General features: G+C 67.4%; 13 protein-coding genes and 1 riboswitch. Of the genes, 2 read left to right on the top strand and 11 right to left on the bottom strand.

The genetic code is table 11. The features are described 5' to 3' along the window. Window positions 1-5 precede the first annotated feature (5 nt). The gene (gene argC / locus PARHAE_RS07730) at window positions 6-917 is read left to right on the top strand and encodes an N-acetyl-gamma-glutamyl-phosphate reductase (protein WP_126154031.1); all 912 of its coding nucleotides are present in this window, start codon (window positions 6-8) and stop codon (window positions 915-917) included. A 39-nt stretch (window positions 918-956) separates the two neighbouring features. Here argC and gcvP read toward each other — a convergent pair whose 3' ends face one another. The 4 genes from gcvP to PARHAE_RS07710 all read right to left on the bottom strand — a co-directional run bounded on the left by gcvP (window position 957) and on the right by PARHAE_RS07710 (window position 6,452). Next, window positions 957-3,791, bottom strand: a complete 2,835-nt coding sequence (gcvP, locus tag PARHAE_RS07725; RefSeq protein ID WP_126154030.1) for an aminomethyl-transferring glycine dehydrogenase — start codon at window positions 3,789-3,791, stop codon at window positions 957-959. Between the two features lie 69 nt (window positions 3,792-3,860). Continuing rightward, on the bottom strand, window positions 3,861-4,217 hold the full coding sequence (gene gcvH / locus PARHAE_RS07720) for a glycine cleavage system protein GcvH (protein ID WP_164555178.1): 357 nt from the start codon (window positions 4,215-4,217) through the stop codon (window positions 3,861-3,863). Window positions 4,218-4,231: 14 nt separating this feature from the next. Continuing rightward, entirely contained in the window at window positions 4,232-5,356 is a 1,125-nt protein-coding gene (gcvT, locus tag PARHAE_RS07715) for a glycine cleavage system aminomethyltransferase GcvT (protein ID WP_126154028.1), read from the bottom strand. Window positions 5,357-5,517: 161 nt separating this feature from the next. After that, window positions 5,518-5,607: riboswitch (glycine riboswitch) on the bottom strand. Between the two features lie 65 nt (window positions 5,608-5,672). Further along, entirely contained in the window at window positions 5,673-6,452 is a 780-nt protein-coding gene (locus PARHAE_RS07710; RefSeq protein WP_126154027.1) for an SDR family oxidoreductase, read from the bottom strand. A 68-nt stretch (window positions 6,453-6,520) separates the two neighbouring features. Between PARHAE_RS07710 and PARHAE_RS07705 the strand changes: the two genes are divergently transcribed. Further along, a complete protein-coding gene (locus PARHAE_RS07705; protein WP_126154026.1) occupies window positions 6,521-7,066 on the top strand; it encodes a DsbA family protein in 546 nt (181 codons plus the stop codon). Here PARHAE_RS07705 and rpe read toward each other — a convergent pair. The 7 genes from rpe to PARHAE_RS07670 all read right to left on the bottom strand — a co-directional run bounded on the left by rpe (window position 7,058) and on the right by PARHAE_RS07670 (window position 14,862). Next, window positions 7,058-7,756, bottom strand: a complete 699-nt coding sequence (gene rpe, locus PARHAE_RS07700) for a ribulose-phosphate 3-epimerase (RefSeq protein WP_126154025.1) — start codon at window positions 7,754-7,756, stop codon at window positions 7,058-7,060. The two genes, PARHAE_RS07705 and rpe, sit on opposite strands and share 9 nt — an antisense overlap. 17 nt (window positions 7,757-7,773) lie before the next feature. Next, window positions 7,774-8,712 (bottom strand): CbbX protein, encoded by a 939-nt coding sequence (gene cbbX, locus PARHAE_RS07695; protein WP_126154024.1) that lies wholly within the window; start codon window positions 8,710-8,712, stop codon window positions 7,774-7,776. A 199-nt stretch (window positions 8,713-8,911) separates the two neighbouring features. Further along, window positions 8,912-9,331: a ribulose bisphosphate carboxylase small subunit gene (locus tag PARHAE_RS07690; protein ID WP_126154023.1), complete on the bottom strand. Its 420-nt coding sequence runs from the start codon at window positions 9,329-9,331 to the stop codon at window positions 8,912-8,914. 89 nt (window positions 9,332-9,420) lie between these two features. After that, window positions 9,421-10,884: a form I ribulose bisphosphate carboxylase large subunit gene (locus PARHAE_RS07685; RefSeq protein WP_206436889.1), complete on the bottom strand. Its 1,464-nt coding sequence runs from the start codon at window positions 10,882-10,884 to the stop codon at window positions 9,421-9,423. 14 nt (window positions 10,885-10,898) lie between these two features. After that, entirely contained in the window at window positions 10,899-11,978 is a 1,080-nt protein-coding gene (fba, locus tag PARHAE_RS07680) for a class II fructose-bisphosphate aldolase (protein WP_126154022.1), read from the bottom strand. Next, window positions 11,978-13,966, bottom strand: a complete 1,989-nt coding sequence (gene tkt, locus PARHAE_RS07675; RefSeq protein WP_126154088.1) for a transketolase — start codon at window positions 13,964-13,966, stop codon at window positions 11,978-11,980. Before tkt ends, fba begins: the two co-directional genes overlap by 1 nt. Before the next feature lie 23 nt (window positions 13,967-13,989). Further along, window positions 13,990-14,862, bottom strand: coding sequence for a phosphoribulokinase (locus PARHAE_RS07670; RefSeq protein ID WP_126154021.1), 873 nt, complete (start codon window positions 14,860-14,862; stop codon window positions 13,990-13,992). Between the last annotated feature and the right edge of the window lie 5 nt (window positions 14,863-14,867).

The following is a 14,867-nucleotide window of genomic DNA, read 5'->3' as shown; positions in this document are numbered from 1 at the left end:
GGACCATGGCACACAGCGTTTTCATCGATGGCGAGGCGGGCACCACGGGCCTGCAAATCCGCGAGCGGCTGGAAACGCGCGACGACATCCGCCTGATCCAGATCGACCCGGCCCGGCGCAAGGATGCCGACGCCCGGCGCGAGGCCTTCGCCCAGGCCGACGTGGCGATCCTGTGCCTGCCCGACGACGCCGCCCGCGAGGCCGTGGCCCTGGCAGGCGGTCTGGACACGCGGATCATTGATGCCTCGACGGCGCATCGGGTGGCCCCGGACTGGGCCTTCGGCTTCCCGGAACTGAACGCCGCCGCGCGCGACCGCATCGCGGGTGCCCGGCTGGTCAGCAATCCCGGCTGCTATTCCACCGGCGCCATCGCCATTCTTGCCCCCCTGGTCGCGGCGGGCCTGGTCGCCCCGGACGAGGCGCTGTCGATCAACGCCGTCAGCGGCTATAGCGGCGGCGGCAAGGCGCTGATCGCGGAATATGACAGCGGCGCGGCGCCAGCGCATTTCGTCTATGGCCTGACCCAGCGGCACAAGCATATCCCGGAAATCATGGCCCATGCGGGCCTGACCCGGCAGCCGGTCTTCGCGCCTTCGGTCGGGAACTTCGCCCAAGGCATGGCGGTGCAGGTGCCGCTGTTCCTGAACGACCGGCGGACGCTGGACGGTCTGATCCGCGCCCTGGCCGACCATTATGCCGGGCAGCGGTTCATCGAGGTCGCCAAGGGGACGGGTCCGCGCATCGTGCCGACGGATCTGAACGATACCAACCGCCTGCGCATCACCGTCCAGGGCGATGCTGAAAACGGCTGCGCGACGGTGGTTGCGGTGCTGGACAACCTGGGCAAGGGCGCGTCGGGCGCGGCGGTCCAGAATCTCAACATCATGCTGGGCGTGGACGAGGCGATCAGCCTCTAGCCGCGAAGGCGGCACCGGGCAGGGCCGGTGCCGGTCCAGTCACTCGGCCGCCTCGGCATAGCTTTCCAGCGGCGGGCAGGTGCAGACCAGGTTGCGGTCGCCATAGGCGTTGTCGACCCGGCCCACCGGCGGCCAGTACTTGTCCACCCGGAACGCCCCCGGCGGGAAGCAGCCCTGTTCGCGCGAATAGGCGCGGTCCCAGTCGGCGATCAGATCCTCGACCGTGTGCGGCGCGTGACGCAGAGGGCTTTGATCGGCGGGGATGCGGCCCTCGGCCACCTCGGTGATCTCGGCCCGGATCGCCAGCATCGCGGTGATGAAGCGGTCGATCTCGGCCTTGGTTTCCGATTCCGTGGGTTCCACCATCAGCGTCCCCGCCACCGGCCAGCTCATCGTCGGGGCATGGAAACCGTTGTCGATCAGGCGCTTGGCGATATCGTCCACGGTCACGCCATGGTCGGCGAAGGGCCGCGTGTCGATGATGCATTCATGCGCCACCCGGCCCCGGTTGCCCATGAACAGGATCGGATAGGCCCCGGCCAGCCGGGACGCGATATAGTTCGCGTTCAGGATCGCCACCCGCGTGGCCTGGGTCAGCCCGGCCCCGCCCATCATCAGGCAATAGGCCCAGGAAATCAGCAGGATCGACGCCGAGCCATAGGGCGCCGCGCTGACCGCGCCGTCGCCCGATTGCGGATCGCCCGGCAGGAAGGGCGCCAGATGCGCCTTGACCCCGATCGGCCCCATGCCGGGGCCCCCGCCGCCATGCGGGATCGCGAAGGTCTTGTGCAGGTTCAGGTGGCTGACATCGCCGCCGATCTCGCCCGGTTTCACCAGGCCGACCAGGGCGTTCATGTTGGCCCCGTCGATATAGACCTGCCCGCCATGCCGGTGGGTGATGTCGCAAACCTCGCGCACCGTATCCTCGAAGACGCCGTGGGTGCTGGGATAGGTGATCATCACGGCCGCCAGCCTGTCCCCGGCCTTCGCCGCCTTGTCGGCGAAATCCTCCAGGTCGATGTCGCCGTTCGGGGCGGATTTCACGACCACAACCTTCATTCCGGCCATCTGCGCACTGGCAGGATTGGTGCCATGAGCGCTGACCGGGATCAGGCAGACATCGCGATCCTCGCCACGCGACTTGTGATAAGCGGCAATCGTCAGCAGCCCGGCATATTCCCCTTGCGCACCGCTGTTCGGCTGCATGGAAAAGGCGTCGTATCCGGTGATCCGGCACAGCTTGTCGGTCAGATCGGCGATGGCCTCGGCATAGCCCGCCGCCTGGTCGGCCGGGGCAAAGGGATGCAGCGCGCCGAATTCCGGCCAGGTGATCGGCATCATCTCGGCCGCCGCGTTCAGCTTCATCGTGCAACTGCCCAGCGGGATCATCGCCCGGTCCAGGGCCAGGTCGCGGTCCGACAGGCGGCGCATGTAACGCATCATCTCGGATTCGGCGCGGTTCATGTGGAAGACCGGATGGGTCAGGTAATCCGTCCCGCGCAGCAGCGCCTCGGGGATCGCCGGGGCCTGCGCGGGCGCGGGGGCATCGGTGATGCCGAAGGCGTCCAGCAGGCGTGTGATCACATCGGCATCGGTCGTTTCATCGACGCTGATGCCCACCCGGTCGCGGCCGACGCGGCGCAGGTTGATGCCGCGATGCTGCGCGGCGGCCAGGATGCCCGCCTGGCCCACACCGACCTTGACGGTGATCGTATCGAAGAACGCATCCGGCGCGACCTCGGCCCCCGCCGCGCGCAGGGTCTGGGCAATCGTGACCGCGTGCAGGTGCACCCGCTGGGCGATGGCGCGCAGACCCACCGGGCCGTGGAAGACGGCATAGAAGGACGCCATCACCGCCAGCAGCGCCTGCGCCGTGCAGACATTGCTGGTCGCCTTCTCGCGGCGGATATGCTGTTCGCGGGTTTGCAGCGACAGGCGATAGGCCTTGTTACCCTTGGCGTCGATGCTGACGCCCACGATCCGTCCCGGCATGGCGCGTTTCAGCTCGTCGCGGCAGGACATGAAGGCCGCGTGCGGCCCGCCATAGCCCATCGGCACCCCGAACCGTTGCGCCGATCCGACCGCAATGTCCGCCCCCATCGCCCCCGGTTCCTTCAGCAGGCACAGCGCCAGCAGATCCGTCGCCACCACCGCCAGCGCGCCCGCCGCGTGCAGGGCCGCAATCTCGGGGGTCAGGTCGCGGATATGGCCATAGGTGCCGGGATACTGGAAGATCGCGCCAAAGACCTGATCCGCCTGAAGATCGTCGATCGAGGCCTTGACGATGCGGATCCCCAGCGGCGCGGCCCGCGTCTCGATTACGGCGATGGTTTGCGGATGCAGGTCATGGGCCACGAAAAAGGCGTCCGCCTTGGACTTCGACTGCCGCCGCGCCATGGCCATCGCCTCGGCCGCCGCCGTCGCCTCGTCCAGCAGGGATGCATTCGCCACCGGCAGTCCCGTCAGATCGGCCACCATGGTCTGGTAATTCAGCAGCGCTTCAAGCCGCCCCTGGGCGATTTCGGGCTGATAGGGGGTATAGGCGGTGTACCAGGCCGGGTTTTCCAGGATGTTGCGCTGGATCGCCGGGGGCGTGACCGTCCCGTAATAGCCCTGGCCGATCAGGCTGGTCATGACCCGGTTCTTCGCCGCCACCTGCCGCATCCGCTCCAGCAGCGCGGCCTCGGACAAGGCGGGCCAGTCCAGCGCGCTGTCCTGCCGGATCGCGGCGGGCACCGTCTGGCCGATCAGCGCGTCCAGGCTGTCGGCGCCGACCGCCTTCAGCATCTCGGCCATTTCGGCCGGAGAAGGTCCGATATGGCGGCGGTTCGCGAAATCGTCGGGGTTATAGTCGGTCGGGGTCCAGCGGGTCATGCGCGCCACATCTTCTGTGTAAAAATATCCTCGGGGGGTCCGGGGGGCGAAGCGCCCCCGGCGATGGCCTCAGCCGATCAGCGCCTGATAGGCGGCATCATCCATGAAGCCGTCCAGGCTGGTGCCCTGGGCGGGCCTGATGCGGAAGAACCAGGCGGCAAGGGGGTCGTCGTTCACGCTGCCCGGCGTATCGGCCAGGGCGGTGTTCACCGCCGTGATCACACCCGAGATCGGCGCCGAGATGTCGGATGCGGCCTTGACCGATTCGATCACCACCACCTCGTCGCCCGCCTCGACCTCGCGGCCTTCCTCGGGCAGTTCGATGAACACCACGTCGCCCAGTTGCTCGCTGGCATGGGGGGTGATGCCCACGACGATCTCATCGCCCTCGGCGCGCAGCCATTCGTGGTCCTCGGTGTATTTCAGCATCGGGTCGCTCCTCAGCGTTTGTAGGATGGCGTGATGAAGGGCAGGGGGGTGATCGCGGCGGGTAGCCGCTTGCCGCGCAATTCGGCATAGAGGGTGGCACCGTCGGGCAGCGCGGCGGGCAGGCGCGCCATGGCGATGGGCGCGCCCACTGAAGGCCCGAACCCGCCCGAGGAAACATGGCCGATCGGCGCGCCGCCCGAAGGTTCGGCAAAGATCGCCACACCCTCGCGGATCGGGGCGCGGCCTTCCGGGCGCAGGCCCCGGCGGATCATCGCGGGACCGTCGGCCAGTTCGGCCAGCACCGCCTCGGCGCCCGGAAAGCCGCCCGCCCGCGCCCCGCCCGTCCGGCGGACCTTGGGAATCGACCAGCCCAGTCCTGCCTGCGCGGGCGTGACCCCGGTATCCATGTCATGGCCGTAAAGCGGCATCCCCGCCTCCAGCCGCAGGCTGTCGCGGGCGCCCAGGCCGATGGGCGCGACCTCGGGCCGGTCCAGCAGATCTTCGGCGAATTCGCGCAGCCGCGCCTCGGGAACCGAGATCTCGAACCCGTCCTCGCCGGTGTAGCCGGACCGCGACACCCACAGATCGACCCCTTTCCAAGGCAGGATCCGGCTGTCCATGAAGCGCATGTCCGCAGCTTCCGGCACCAGCCGGGCCAGCACCTCTGCGGCCTGCGGGCCTTGCAGCGCCAGCAGCCCGCGATCCGTGACGGGCGTCACCGTGACGCCGCCAAGGCTGCCCATATGGGCGATGTCGTGTTCCGCGCGGGCGGCGTTGACCACCAGCAGGAAATGATCGCCGCAGTTGGCGAACATCAGGTCGTCCAGGATGCCGCCGGCATCATTGGTGAACAGCCCGTAACGCTGGCGGCCTGGCGCAAGGCCCAGCACATCCGCAGGGATCAGGCTTTCCAGGGCCAGGGCGGCCGCAGCCATATCGCCGTCCTGCGGTGTGATCACAACCTGCCCCATATGGCTGACATCGAACAGCCCCGCTTGCGCGCGGGTATGCAGATGTTCGGCCAGCACCCCTTTCGGATACTGGACAGGCATCTCCCATCCGGCAAAGGGCACCATGCGGGCACCCAGCGACAGGTGCAGGTCGTGCAGCGGGGTCCGGCGCGGATCGTCGGTCATGCGACCTCCTTCTCTCAAACAGCCGGGCAGCCGGCATCGGGTGGCGGGCGGTTCGCCCGGTCGATGCCCCCTCTGTCCCTGCCCCGTCCGGTCAGACCGGATCGGGACGCCTGAGATCGTTATCCCTTCGGCGGGCGCGGCGCGCCACTCTCCAGAGTTTTTGGCGGAAAGCGGTCCTTCTGCCTGAGAGTTCGCCGGGGCGGCTGCTCCTTCGGCACTGGCGCGGGGCCAGCTTCTCCCGAATTCCGATGGATGAGAGCTAGCCGGGCCGCGGACGCAAGGCAAGCCTTTTGTCGTAGCCCGGCGTCCGTCCCGGTTACAGCGTCGCGTTCAGCGCGCCGCCGTCCAGCAGCAGGTTCTGGCCGACGATGAACTTCGCCTGCTGGCTGCACAGAAAGGCGCAGGCGGCGCCGAAGTCGCCGGGATCGCCATAGGTGCCGGTCGGGATCCCCGCCTGCCGCTGGCGCCGCGCTGTTTCCATGTCGATGCCCTGCTTTTCCATCACGCCCCTGTCCAGGCTGACGGCGCGGTCGGTCGCGTGGATGCCGGGCAGGATGTTGTTCACGCAGACCCCGTGCCCCGCCACCTGCCGCGACATGCCCGCGACAAAGCCGGTCAGCCCGGTGCGCGCGGTGTTCGACAGCCCCAGGGCCGCGATGGGCGATTTCACAGACTGAGAGGTGATGTTGACCACCCGGCCCCAGCCGCGATCCATCATGCCGGGCACCAGGGCCTGCATCAGCGCGACGGCCGACAGCATGTTGGCGTCAAGGGCGCGGATGAAGTCGTCGCGGCTCCAGTCCCGCCAGTCGCCCGGCGGCGGGCCGCCCGCATTGGTGACCAGGATGTCGGCCTGGCCCACGGCCTCCAAGACCCTGGCGCGGCCTTCGTCCGTGGTGATATCGGCCGCGACCGGGGTGACGCCGACGCCGTATTTTGCGGCGATTTCCTTGGCCGTGCGGGTGATGTCGGCCTCGGTCCGGCTGTTGATGACCAGATCCACGCCCGCCTCGGCCAGCGCCTCGGCGCAGCCGCGCCCCAAGCCCTTCGACGCCGCGCAGACCAGCCCCCGCTTTCCTCTGATGCCCAGATCCATTGCCATCTCCTGTTGCTGGCCGCAGGATGCCCGTGCAGGGGCGAATGTCAAACGGAAGGGACCATGCCATGACCATACGCACCGCCGATCCGTTGGAATGGGGCCGGGGACCGCAGGTCTTCGAGATGTTCCTGGAACCGACCTGCCCGTTTTCGGTCAAGGCGTTCCGCAAGATGGACGCCTTCCTGGATGCGGCGGGGCGCGACCGGGTGACGGTGAAACTGCGGATGCAGTCGCAGCCCTGGCACATGTTTTCGCCGGTGGTGACGCGCTGCGTGCTGGCGGCCTCGATGCTGGAGGGCGGGCGCGAGACCGCGCGGCGCGTGTTGCAGGCCGTGGCCGATCACCGCGAAGCCTTCGAGTTCGAGCAACACCGCAAGGGACCGAACATGGACGCCACGCCCAATCAGATCATCGCCCGGCTGGAGGAATGCAGCGGCGTGGCTCTGGCGGAAGCCTTCGCCTTTCCCGAGCTTGAGGCGCAGATCAAGCGGCACGCGAAATACGCGCGGCAGAACGGCATCCATGTCTCGCCCACCTTCATGGTGAACGGGCTGGTGACGGGCCTCGGCAGCGGCGATCCGGTCGAGGACTGGGCCGCGGCGCTAGGCTGACAGCGCCAATCCGTCGATGGCGTCGCGGATCGCGCGGATGTTCTGGCCATAGACCTGCGGCTGGCCGACCGAGCCGCCCTTGAAGACCGCCGATCCCGCCACCAGCACATCCGCCCCGGCCTTCGCCACCAGCGGCGCGGTGGTGGGATCGACGCCGCCGTCCACCTGGATATGGATGGGCCGGTCGCCGATCATGCCGCGCAGCCGGGCGATCTTGTCCACCTGGGAATGGATGAACTTCTGCCCGCCGAAGCCGGGGTTCACAGTCATCACCAGCACCATGTCGGCCAGATCCAGCAGGTATTCCACCGCCTCGACCGGAGTGCCGGGGTTCAGCGCGATGCCCGCCTTTTTCCCGGTGGCCCGGATCGCCTGCAAGGTGCGGTGCGGATGGGGTCCGGCCTCGACATGGGCGGTGATCATGTCGGCGCCCGCCTCGGCATAGGCGTCGATATAGGCATCGACCGGCGCAATCATCAGATGCACGTCCATGACCGTCTTCACATGCGGGCGGAACGCCTTCACGGCGGGCGGGCCGAAGGTCAGGTTCGGCACGAAATGCCCGTCCATCACATCGACATGGACACAATCCGCGCCCTGGGCCTCGATGGCCTGGATCTCGCGTCCGAAATCGGCGAAATCGGCGGACAGGATCGAGGGCGCGATCTTGATCGAACGGTCGAAGGTCATGGCGATTCCTTTCGCAATCATTCGGCAGCGGCCTGCCCGGTCGCGCGACCCGCGTCAAGCCGGTCCACGTCAAGCCCGCCGCGAAAGACGCGGCTGGCGCGGATGTCGGGTTCGGTGATCAGGGACAGGCGGTCGGCGTCGATGGGGCCTTTCGCCTCGTTGAACAGCCGGTTCGCCTGCCGCAGCCGGGCGCGGTCCAATGCGTTCCTGACCGAGCGGGCATTGGCAAAATGCGGCTGGTGGCGGCGCGCGGCGATGTAGTCCCGCATGGCGGCCCGCGCGCCGTCGTCGAGCCGATAGTTCTGCGACGCCAGCATCTTTTCCGAGATATGCAGCAGTTCCGGGTCGGTATAATCCGGGAACTCGATATGGTGGGCGATCCGCGACCGGAAGCCGGGATTCGAGGCGAAGAAGCGGTCCATCCGGTCGGCATAGCCGGCCAGGATCACCACCAGGTCGTCGCGGTTGTTTTCCATCACCTGAAGCAGGATCTCGATCGCCTCCTGCCCGTAATCGCGTTCGTTTTCGGGCCGATACAGATAATAGGCCTCGTCGATGAACAACACGCCGCCCATCGCCTTCTTCAGCACCTCCTTGGTCTTGGGCGCGGTATGGCCGATATACTGGCCGACCAGGTCGTCGCGCGTGACCGTCACCAGGTGTCCCTTGCGGACATAGCCCAGCCGGTGCAGCAGGTCGGCCATCTTCAGCGCCACGGTGGTCTTGCCGGTGCCGGGGTTGCCGGTGAAGGACATGTGCAGGGTCGGCGTCTCGGTCGCCAGGCCCAGCTGGCGGCGGGCCTGATCGACCAGCAGCAGCGCGGCGGTCTCGCGGATGCGGGACTTGACCGGCTCCAGTCCGATCAGCGTCTCGTCCAGTTCGCGCAGCACGTCGCGCACGCCGCTGTTCTCGAAGGATGCGGCCAGATCGACATGGGTGGGGCGGGGTTCGTCCATCTTTCACCTTCCTGAGCGGTGCACTGCGCGGCGCCTTTTGCCTTGGTTCAAATATCCTCGGGGGCTTCGAAGCGCCCGGGAAAAGGTCCAGTGGACCTTTTTCAGCGGAGAAGGGGCCGGCAGGCCCGAGCCGGGGGGCGAAGCGCCCCCGGTCTTTCGCACAGGGTCCGGGCGGCGGGGGGGGCGCCGCCCGGATCGCTCAGGCATAGCGCGCGCCTTCCGGCTCGCGCACGGCATAGCTTTCGATGGTATAGCGGACGCTGCGGCCCTCGGCCTCTTGCCGGATCAGGCGGAAGCCCGGTTCCGTCGCGGGGCGGTTCACGATGAAGCTCATGCGGATCGATTCCCAGCCGGGCGAGGCGTCGAAGGCGATGACGCGGATATACTTGCCGCCATGTTCCTTGCGGCATTCGTTCACCTCGAAGACCACGGCGGCGGCGTCCGGGTTGTCGAACATCGGATGGCCCCACATTTCCCAATAGGTGTTCCGGGGATGGGGATCATCGGTGTATTCGACCGACACCGCCCAGCCGTTGTCGATGGCGTATTGGGCCTGAACGCGGATATCGTCATCCGTCAGGTCGGGCAGGAAGCTGAACTGTCCTTGGCGCAGTTTCATGGGGTGTGTTCCTTTGTGGCGGGGGAAGGTGGGGTGGAACCCCACCCTACGGGGTGTTGTAGGGTGGGGTTTCACCCCACCGCTGCGGGTCACATCGACACTTCGGGCGTCGGCGCGAAATCGGGCGCGTCGGTCGAGGCATAGTTGAAGGACACGTCCTTCCACACATCCAGCGCCTGCTTCAGCGGCGTGCAGGTCTTGGCCGCGTCGCGCAGGATGTCCTCGCCCTCGTTCCAGATGTCGCGGCCTGCGTTGCGGGCAAAAACCATCGCCTCCAGCGCCACGCGGTTGGCGGTCGCGCCCGCCTGGATGCCGTGCGGGTGGCCGATGGTGCCGCCGCCGAATTGCAGCACCACATCCTCGCCCAGATAGGTCAGAAGCTGGTGCATCTGGCCCGCATGGATCCCGCCCGAGGCGACAGGCATCATCTTGTTCAGCGCCGCCCAGTCCTGGTCGAAGAAGATGCCGTTTTCCAGGGCCATCGGGTTCCGTTCCTCGCGGAAGATGTCGTAATAGCCCTTGGTCGTGGCCGGATCGCCTTCCAGCTTGCCCACCACGGTGCCCGCGTGCAGGTGATCGACGCCCGCAAGCCGCATCCATTTGGCGATCACGCGGAAGCTGACGCCGTGGCTGCGCTGCCTTGTATAGGTCGAGTGCCCCGCCCGGTGCAGGTGCAGGATCATGTCGTTGTCCCGCGCCCATTTGGCCATCGACTGGATCGCGGTATAGCCGATCACCAGGTCGATCATGACGATCACGCTGCCCAGATCCTTGGCGAAATTGGCGCGTTCGTACATCTGCTCCATCGTTCCGGCGGTGACGTTCAGATAGGTGCCCTTGACCTCTCCGGTCGCCGCCGAGGCGCGGTTCACGGCCTCCATGCAATACAGGAATCGGTCGCGCCAGTGCATGAAGGGCTGGCTGTTGATGTTCTCGTCATCCTTGGTGAAGTCGAGGCCCCCTTTCAGCGCCTCGTAGACGACGCGGCCATAGTTGCGGCCCGACAGGCCCAGCTTGGGCTTCACGGTCGCGCCCAGCAGCGGGCGGCCATAGACGTTCAGCCGTTCCCGTTCCACGACGATGCCGGTCGCCGGGCCCTGGAAGGTCTTCACATAGGCCACCGGCAGGCGCATATCCTCCAGCCGCAGGGCCTTCAGGGGCTTGAAGCCGAAGACGTTGCCGATGATGGATGCGGTCAGGTTGGCGATGGAACCCGGCTCGAACAGGTCCAGGTCATAAGCGATATAGGCGAAGTATTCGCCCTGGCTGTTCGGCACCGGATCGACCCGGTAAGCCTTGGCGCGGTATTTGTCGCAGGCGGTCAGCCGGTCCGTCCAGACCACCGTCCAGGTCGCGGTCGAGCTTTCGCCCGCCACCGCCGCAGCCGCCTCGATGGCGTCCACCCCGTCCTGCGGCGTGATGCGGAACAGCGCGATCACGTCGGTGTCCTTTGGGGTGTAGTCGGGTTCCCAATAGCCCATCTGCGCGTATTTCAGGACACCGGCGGAATACCGTTTCTTGGCATCCAGCTTGGGGTTCGACATCTCGTTCATGGGTCTTCCTCCTCTCAGGCGGCTTTCGCGCCGGTGATGGCCGGGTCCAACGCCCCCGACGCATAGCGTTTCGCCATCTCGTCCATCGGGATGACGCGGATCGTGCTGGCATGGCCCGCCGTGCCGAAGCGTTCGAAGCGGTCGCGGCACAGCGCGGTCAGCTCGGCCATGGCGGGGATCATGAACTTGCGGGGGTCGAATTCGTCGGGCCTGTCGCGGGCGACCTTGCGGAAATGCCCGGTCATCGCCATGCGGCAGTCGGTGTCGATATTGACCTTGCGCACGCCCATGCGGATGCCGCGCTCGATTTCCTCGACCGGGACGCCATAGGTCTGCGGCATCTCTCCGCCGGATTCGTTGATCAGGTCCTGGAGGTGCTGCGGGACCGACGACGACCCGTGCATCACCAGATGCGTGCCGGGCAGGCGGTCGTGGATCGCCTGGATGACGTGCATGGCCAGGATCTCGCCATCGGGCTTGCGGGTGAACTTGTAGGCCCCGTGCGAGGTGCCGCAGGCGATCGCCAAGGCGTCGCAGCGGGTGCGCAGCACGAAATCGACGGCCTGGTCGGGGTCGGTCAGAAGCTGGCTGTGGTCCAGCTTGCCTTCGGCCCCCGATCCGTCCTCGGCCGCGGCCTCGCCGGTTTCCAGCGACCCGAGAACGCCCAGTTCCCCTTCGACCGATGCGCCGACCGCGTGGGCGGCCTCGGCCACCTTGGCCGTCACCGCGACGTTGTAGTCGTAATCGGCGGGTGTCTTCATGTCCTCGTGCAGCGATCCGTCCATCATCACCGATGTGAAGCCGTGGCGGATCGCCGACATGCAGGTCGCCAGGTTGTTGCCGTGGTCCTGGTGCAGGCAGATCGGAATGGTCGGGTTCATCTCGGCCAGGGCCTCGACCATGCGGCGCAGCATGATGTCGCCCGCATAGGATCGCGCGCCCCGCGAGGCTTGCAGGATCACCGGCGCGTCGGCCTGGGCCGCCGCCTTCACGATGGCAAGGCCCTGTTCCATGTTGTTGATGTTGAAGGCGGGCACGCCATAGTCATGTTCGGCGGCATGATCCAGAAGCTGCCGCAGGGTGATGAGGGCCATCAGGTCTCTCCCTTGATGAGGTTGCGGGCCAGTTCGGCGACGGCCTCGGGCGTGATGCCGAAATGGCGGTAAAGGGCGGGGGCGGGGGCCGAGGCGCCAAAGCCCGTCATGCCGACGAAGCCGTCCTCGGGGCGCAGGAACAGATCCCATCCCTGGCGGATCGCCGCCTCGATCCCGATGCGGGGGGCATCGCACAGCACCCCCTGGCGATAGGCCCGGTCCTGGCGGGCGAACAGTTCGAAACAGGGGGCGGACACCACCGCCGCGTCGATCCGGTCGGCCCGCAGCAGGTCGGCGGCGGCCAGGGCGATTTCGACCTCGGATCCGGTGGCGATCAGCGTCACGTCGCGCGGCGCGGGCGTGGCGCGCAGCACATAGGCGCCCCGCCGCGAGCGGTTGGCATCCTCGTCCTCGGTCCTGACGGTGGGCAGGTTCTGGCGCGACAAGGCCAGGACCGAGGGCGTCGTGGGGCTGGTCAGCGCGATCTCCCAGGCTTCGGCGGTCTCGACCGCATCGGCGGGGCGGAACACCTGAAGGTTGGGGATGGCGCGCAGGGACGCCAGATGCTCGACCGGCTGGTGGGTCGGGCCGTCCTCGCCCAACCCGATGCTGTCATGGGTCATCACATGGATCACCCGCACCCCCATCAGCGCGCCCAGCCGGATCGCGGGCCGCGAATAGTCGGCAAAGGCCAGGAACGTCCCGCCATAGGGGATGAAGCCGCCATGCAGCGCGATGCCGTTCATCACCGCCGCCATGGCATGTTCGCGGATGCCATAGTTCACATAGCGGCCCGCGTAATCGCCCGCGCGGATCGACTGCATGTCCTTTGTCCGGGTCAGGTTCGATCCGGTCAGGTCGGCGCTTCCGCCGATGGTCTGGGGCAGGGCGGCGTTGATGACCCCCAACGCCATCTCGCTGGCCTTGCGGGTTGCGACCTTGGGACGATCCGCGACAAGCTGGTGGCAATGACCGGCGATGGCGGTCCGCAGCGTCTGCGCATCCGGCGCGGCCTGGGCGGCAAGAAAGGCGGCGCGGTTGGCGGAGGTTTCCAGCCGCGCCGCCCAGTCGGCCCGAGCCTGCGCGCCGCGCGCGGCAATCGCGGCCCATGCGGCGGTCACGTCCTCGGGCAGGGTAAAGGGGTCGTGCGGCCAGTCCAGATGGGCACGGGCCGCCGCGATTTCATCGGCACCCAGCGGCGCGCCATGGACATCGTGGCCGCCCTGCTTGTTGGGCGCGCCGAAGCCGATGATGGTCTTGCAGGCGATCATGGACGGGCGGTCGTCCCCCTGCGCGGCCTGGATGGCTGCGGCGACGGCATCGCGGTCGTGGCCGTCCACCGCCTGCACATGCCATCCGGCGGCGGCAAAGCGCGCCTTCTGGTCGGTGCTGGTGGACAGATCCGTGGCCCCGTCGATGGTGATGCCGTTGTCGTCCCACAGCACGATCAGCCGCCCAAGGCGCAGGTGGCCCGCAAGGTCGATGGCCTCGTGGCTGATCCCCTCCATCAAACAGCCGTCGCCGGCGATGACATAGGTGTGGTGGCCGGCCAGATCCGGCCAGCGGGCATGGGCCATCCGTTCGGCAAGCGCCATGCCAACCGCCGTGGCGATGCCCTGGCCCAAGGGGCCGGTCGTCACCTCGATCCCCTTGGCATGGCCGTATTCGGGATGGCCCGCGGTGCGCGATCCCAGTTGCCGGAAGGCGCGGATCTGGTCCATGCCCATGTCGTCATAGCCCAGCATGTGATGGATCGCGTAAACCAGCATCGACCCATGCCCCGCCGACATCACGAAGCGGTCGCGGTCCGGCCAGGCGGGGTCGGCGGGATCCACCCGCATGAAGCGGTTGAACAGCACCGTCGCCACATCCGCCATGCCCATCGGCGCGCCGGGATGGCCGGATTTCGCGGCCTCGACCGCGTCCATGGCCAGGGCGCGGATGGCGTTCGCCATGCGGGCCTCGAGCGCGGCGTCGATGCGGGTCATCTGGTTCATGGCTGGTTCCCCCCTCAGGCGCGCTTGGCGTCGTCGATCAGGCGCAGGATCATCGGCGTCAGGATCAGTTGCATCGCCAGGTCGGTCTTGGGGCCGGGAATGACGATGGAGTTCGCGCGGCTCATCCACGACCCGTCGATCATCTGGGTCAGATAGGGAAAATCGATGCCGCGCGGGTTGCGGAACCGGATCACCACCAGGCTTTCGTCGGGCGTGGGGATCCAGCGGGCGATGAACGGGTTCGAGGTGTCGACCACCGGCACCCGCTGGAAATTGATGTCGGTCTGGGTGAATTGCGGGCAGATGCAATGCACATAGGCGTGCATCCGGCGCAGGATCGTGTCGGTCACGGCCTCGGTCGAATAGCCCCGGCTGGCCTTGTCGCGGTGGATTTTCTGGATCCATTCCAGGTTGATGACCGGCACCACGCCGATCTTCAGGTCGGCCAGCTTCGCCAGGTTCACCGTGGCGTTGACGACCGCGCCGTGCAGCCCTTCGTAGAACAGCAGGTCCGATCCTTCCTCGAAGGGCGCCCAGGGGGTGAATGTGCCGGGCGCGGCGCCCCATTTCTCGGCCTCGCGGTCGTCATGGACGTAATGGCGCGTCTCGCCCCGGCCGGTTTCGCCATAGACGCGGAAGATGTCCTCCAGCTTCTCCAATTCGTTGGCGTCGAAGCTGAAATGGCTGAAGGTCTGGTCGCCCGCCGCCTGGCGGCGGGCCAGTTCGTCCTTCATCGCCTGGCGGTCGAAGCGGTGGAAGGCGTCGCCCTCGATGCTGACGGCCCGGATGCCCTCGCGGCGGAAGATCTGGTCGAAGGTGGTCTTGACCGTGGTCGTCCCCGCGCCGGAACTGCCTGTGACCGAGATGATGGGATGCTTCTTGCTCATGGATT

Origin of the sequence: Paracoccus haematequi, from assembly GCF_900631945.1 — a bacterium.
Lineage (GTDB): Bacteria > Pseudomonadota > Alphaproteobacteria > Rhodobacterales > Rhodobacteraceae > Paracoccus > Paracoccus haematequi_A.
The sequence above is the reverse complement of the archived record's forward strand: the minus strand, read 5'-3'. Positions and strand labels throughout refer to the sequence as shown.

What these genes read in the sequence shown, in the direction of transcription:
- argC (WP_126154031.1), top strand. Translation starts at nt 6, where the DNA reads ATGGCACACAGCGTTTTCATCGATGGCGAGGCGGGCACCACGGGCCTG.
- gcvP (WP_126154030.1), bottom strand. Translation starts at nt 3,791, where the DNA reads ATGACCCGCTGGACCCCGACCGACTATAACCCCGACGATTTCGCGAAC.
- gcvT (WP_126154028.1), bottom strand. Translation starts at nt 5,356, where the DNA reads ATGACCGACGATCCGCGCCGGACCCCGCTGCACGACCTGCACCTGTCG.
- PARHAE_RS07710 (WP_126154027.1), bottom strand. Translation starts at nt 6,452, where the DNA reads ATGGATCTGGGCATCAGAGGAAAGCGGGGGCTGGTCTGCGCGGCGTCG.
- PARHAE_RS07705 (WP_126154026.1), top strand. Translation starts at nt 6,521, where the DNA reads ATGACCATACGCACCGCCGATCCGTTGGAATGGGGCCGGGGACCGCAG.
- rpe (WP_126154025.1), bottom strand. Translation starts at nt 7,756, where the DNA reads ATGACCTTCGACCGTTCGATCAAGATCGCGCCCTCGATCCTGTCCGCC.
- cbbX (WP_126154024.1), bottom strand. Translation starts at nt 8,712, where the DNA reads ATGGACGAACCCCGCCCCACCCATGTCGATCTGGCCGCATCCTTCGAG.
- PARHAE_RS07690 (WP_126154023.1), bottom strand. Translation starts at nt 9,331, where the DNA reads ATGAAACTGCGCCAAGGACAGTTCAGCTTCCTGCCCGACCTGACGGAT.
- PARHAE_RS07685 (WP_206436889.1), bottom strand. Translation starts at nt 10,884, where the DNA reads ATGAACGAGATGTCGAACCCCAAGCTGGATGCCAAGAAACGGTATTCC.
- fba (WP_126154022.1), bottom strand. Translation starts at nt 11,978, where the DNA reads ATGGCCCTCATCACCCTGCGGCAGCTTCTGGATCATGCCGCCGAACAT.
- tkt (WP_126154088.1), bottom strand. Translation starts at nt 13,966, where the DNA reads ATGACCCGCATCGACGCCGCGCTCGAGGCCCGCATGGCGAACGCCATC.
- PARHAE_RS07670 (WP_126154021.1), bottom strand. Translation starts at nt 14,862, where the DNA reads ATGAGCAAGAAGCATCCCATCATCTCGGTCACAGGCAGTTCCGGCGCG.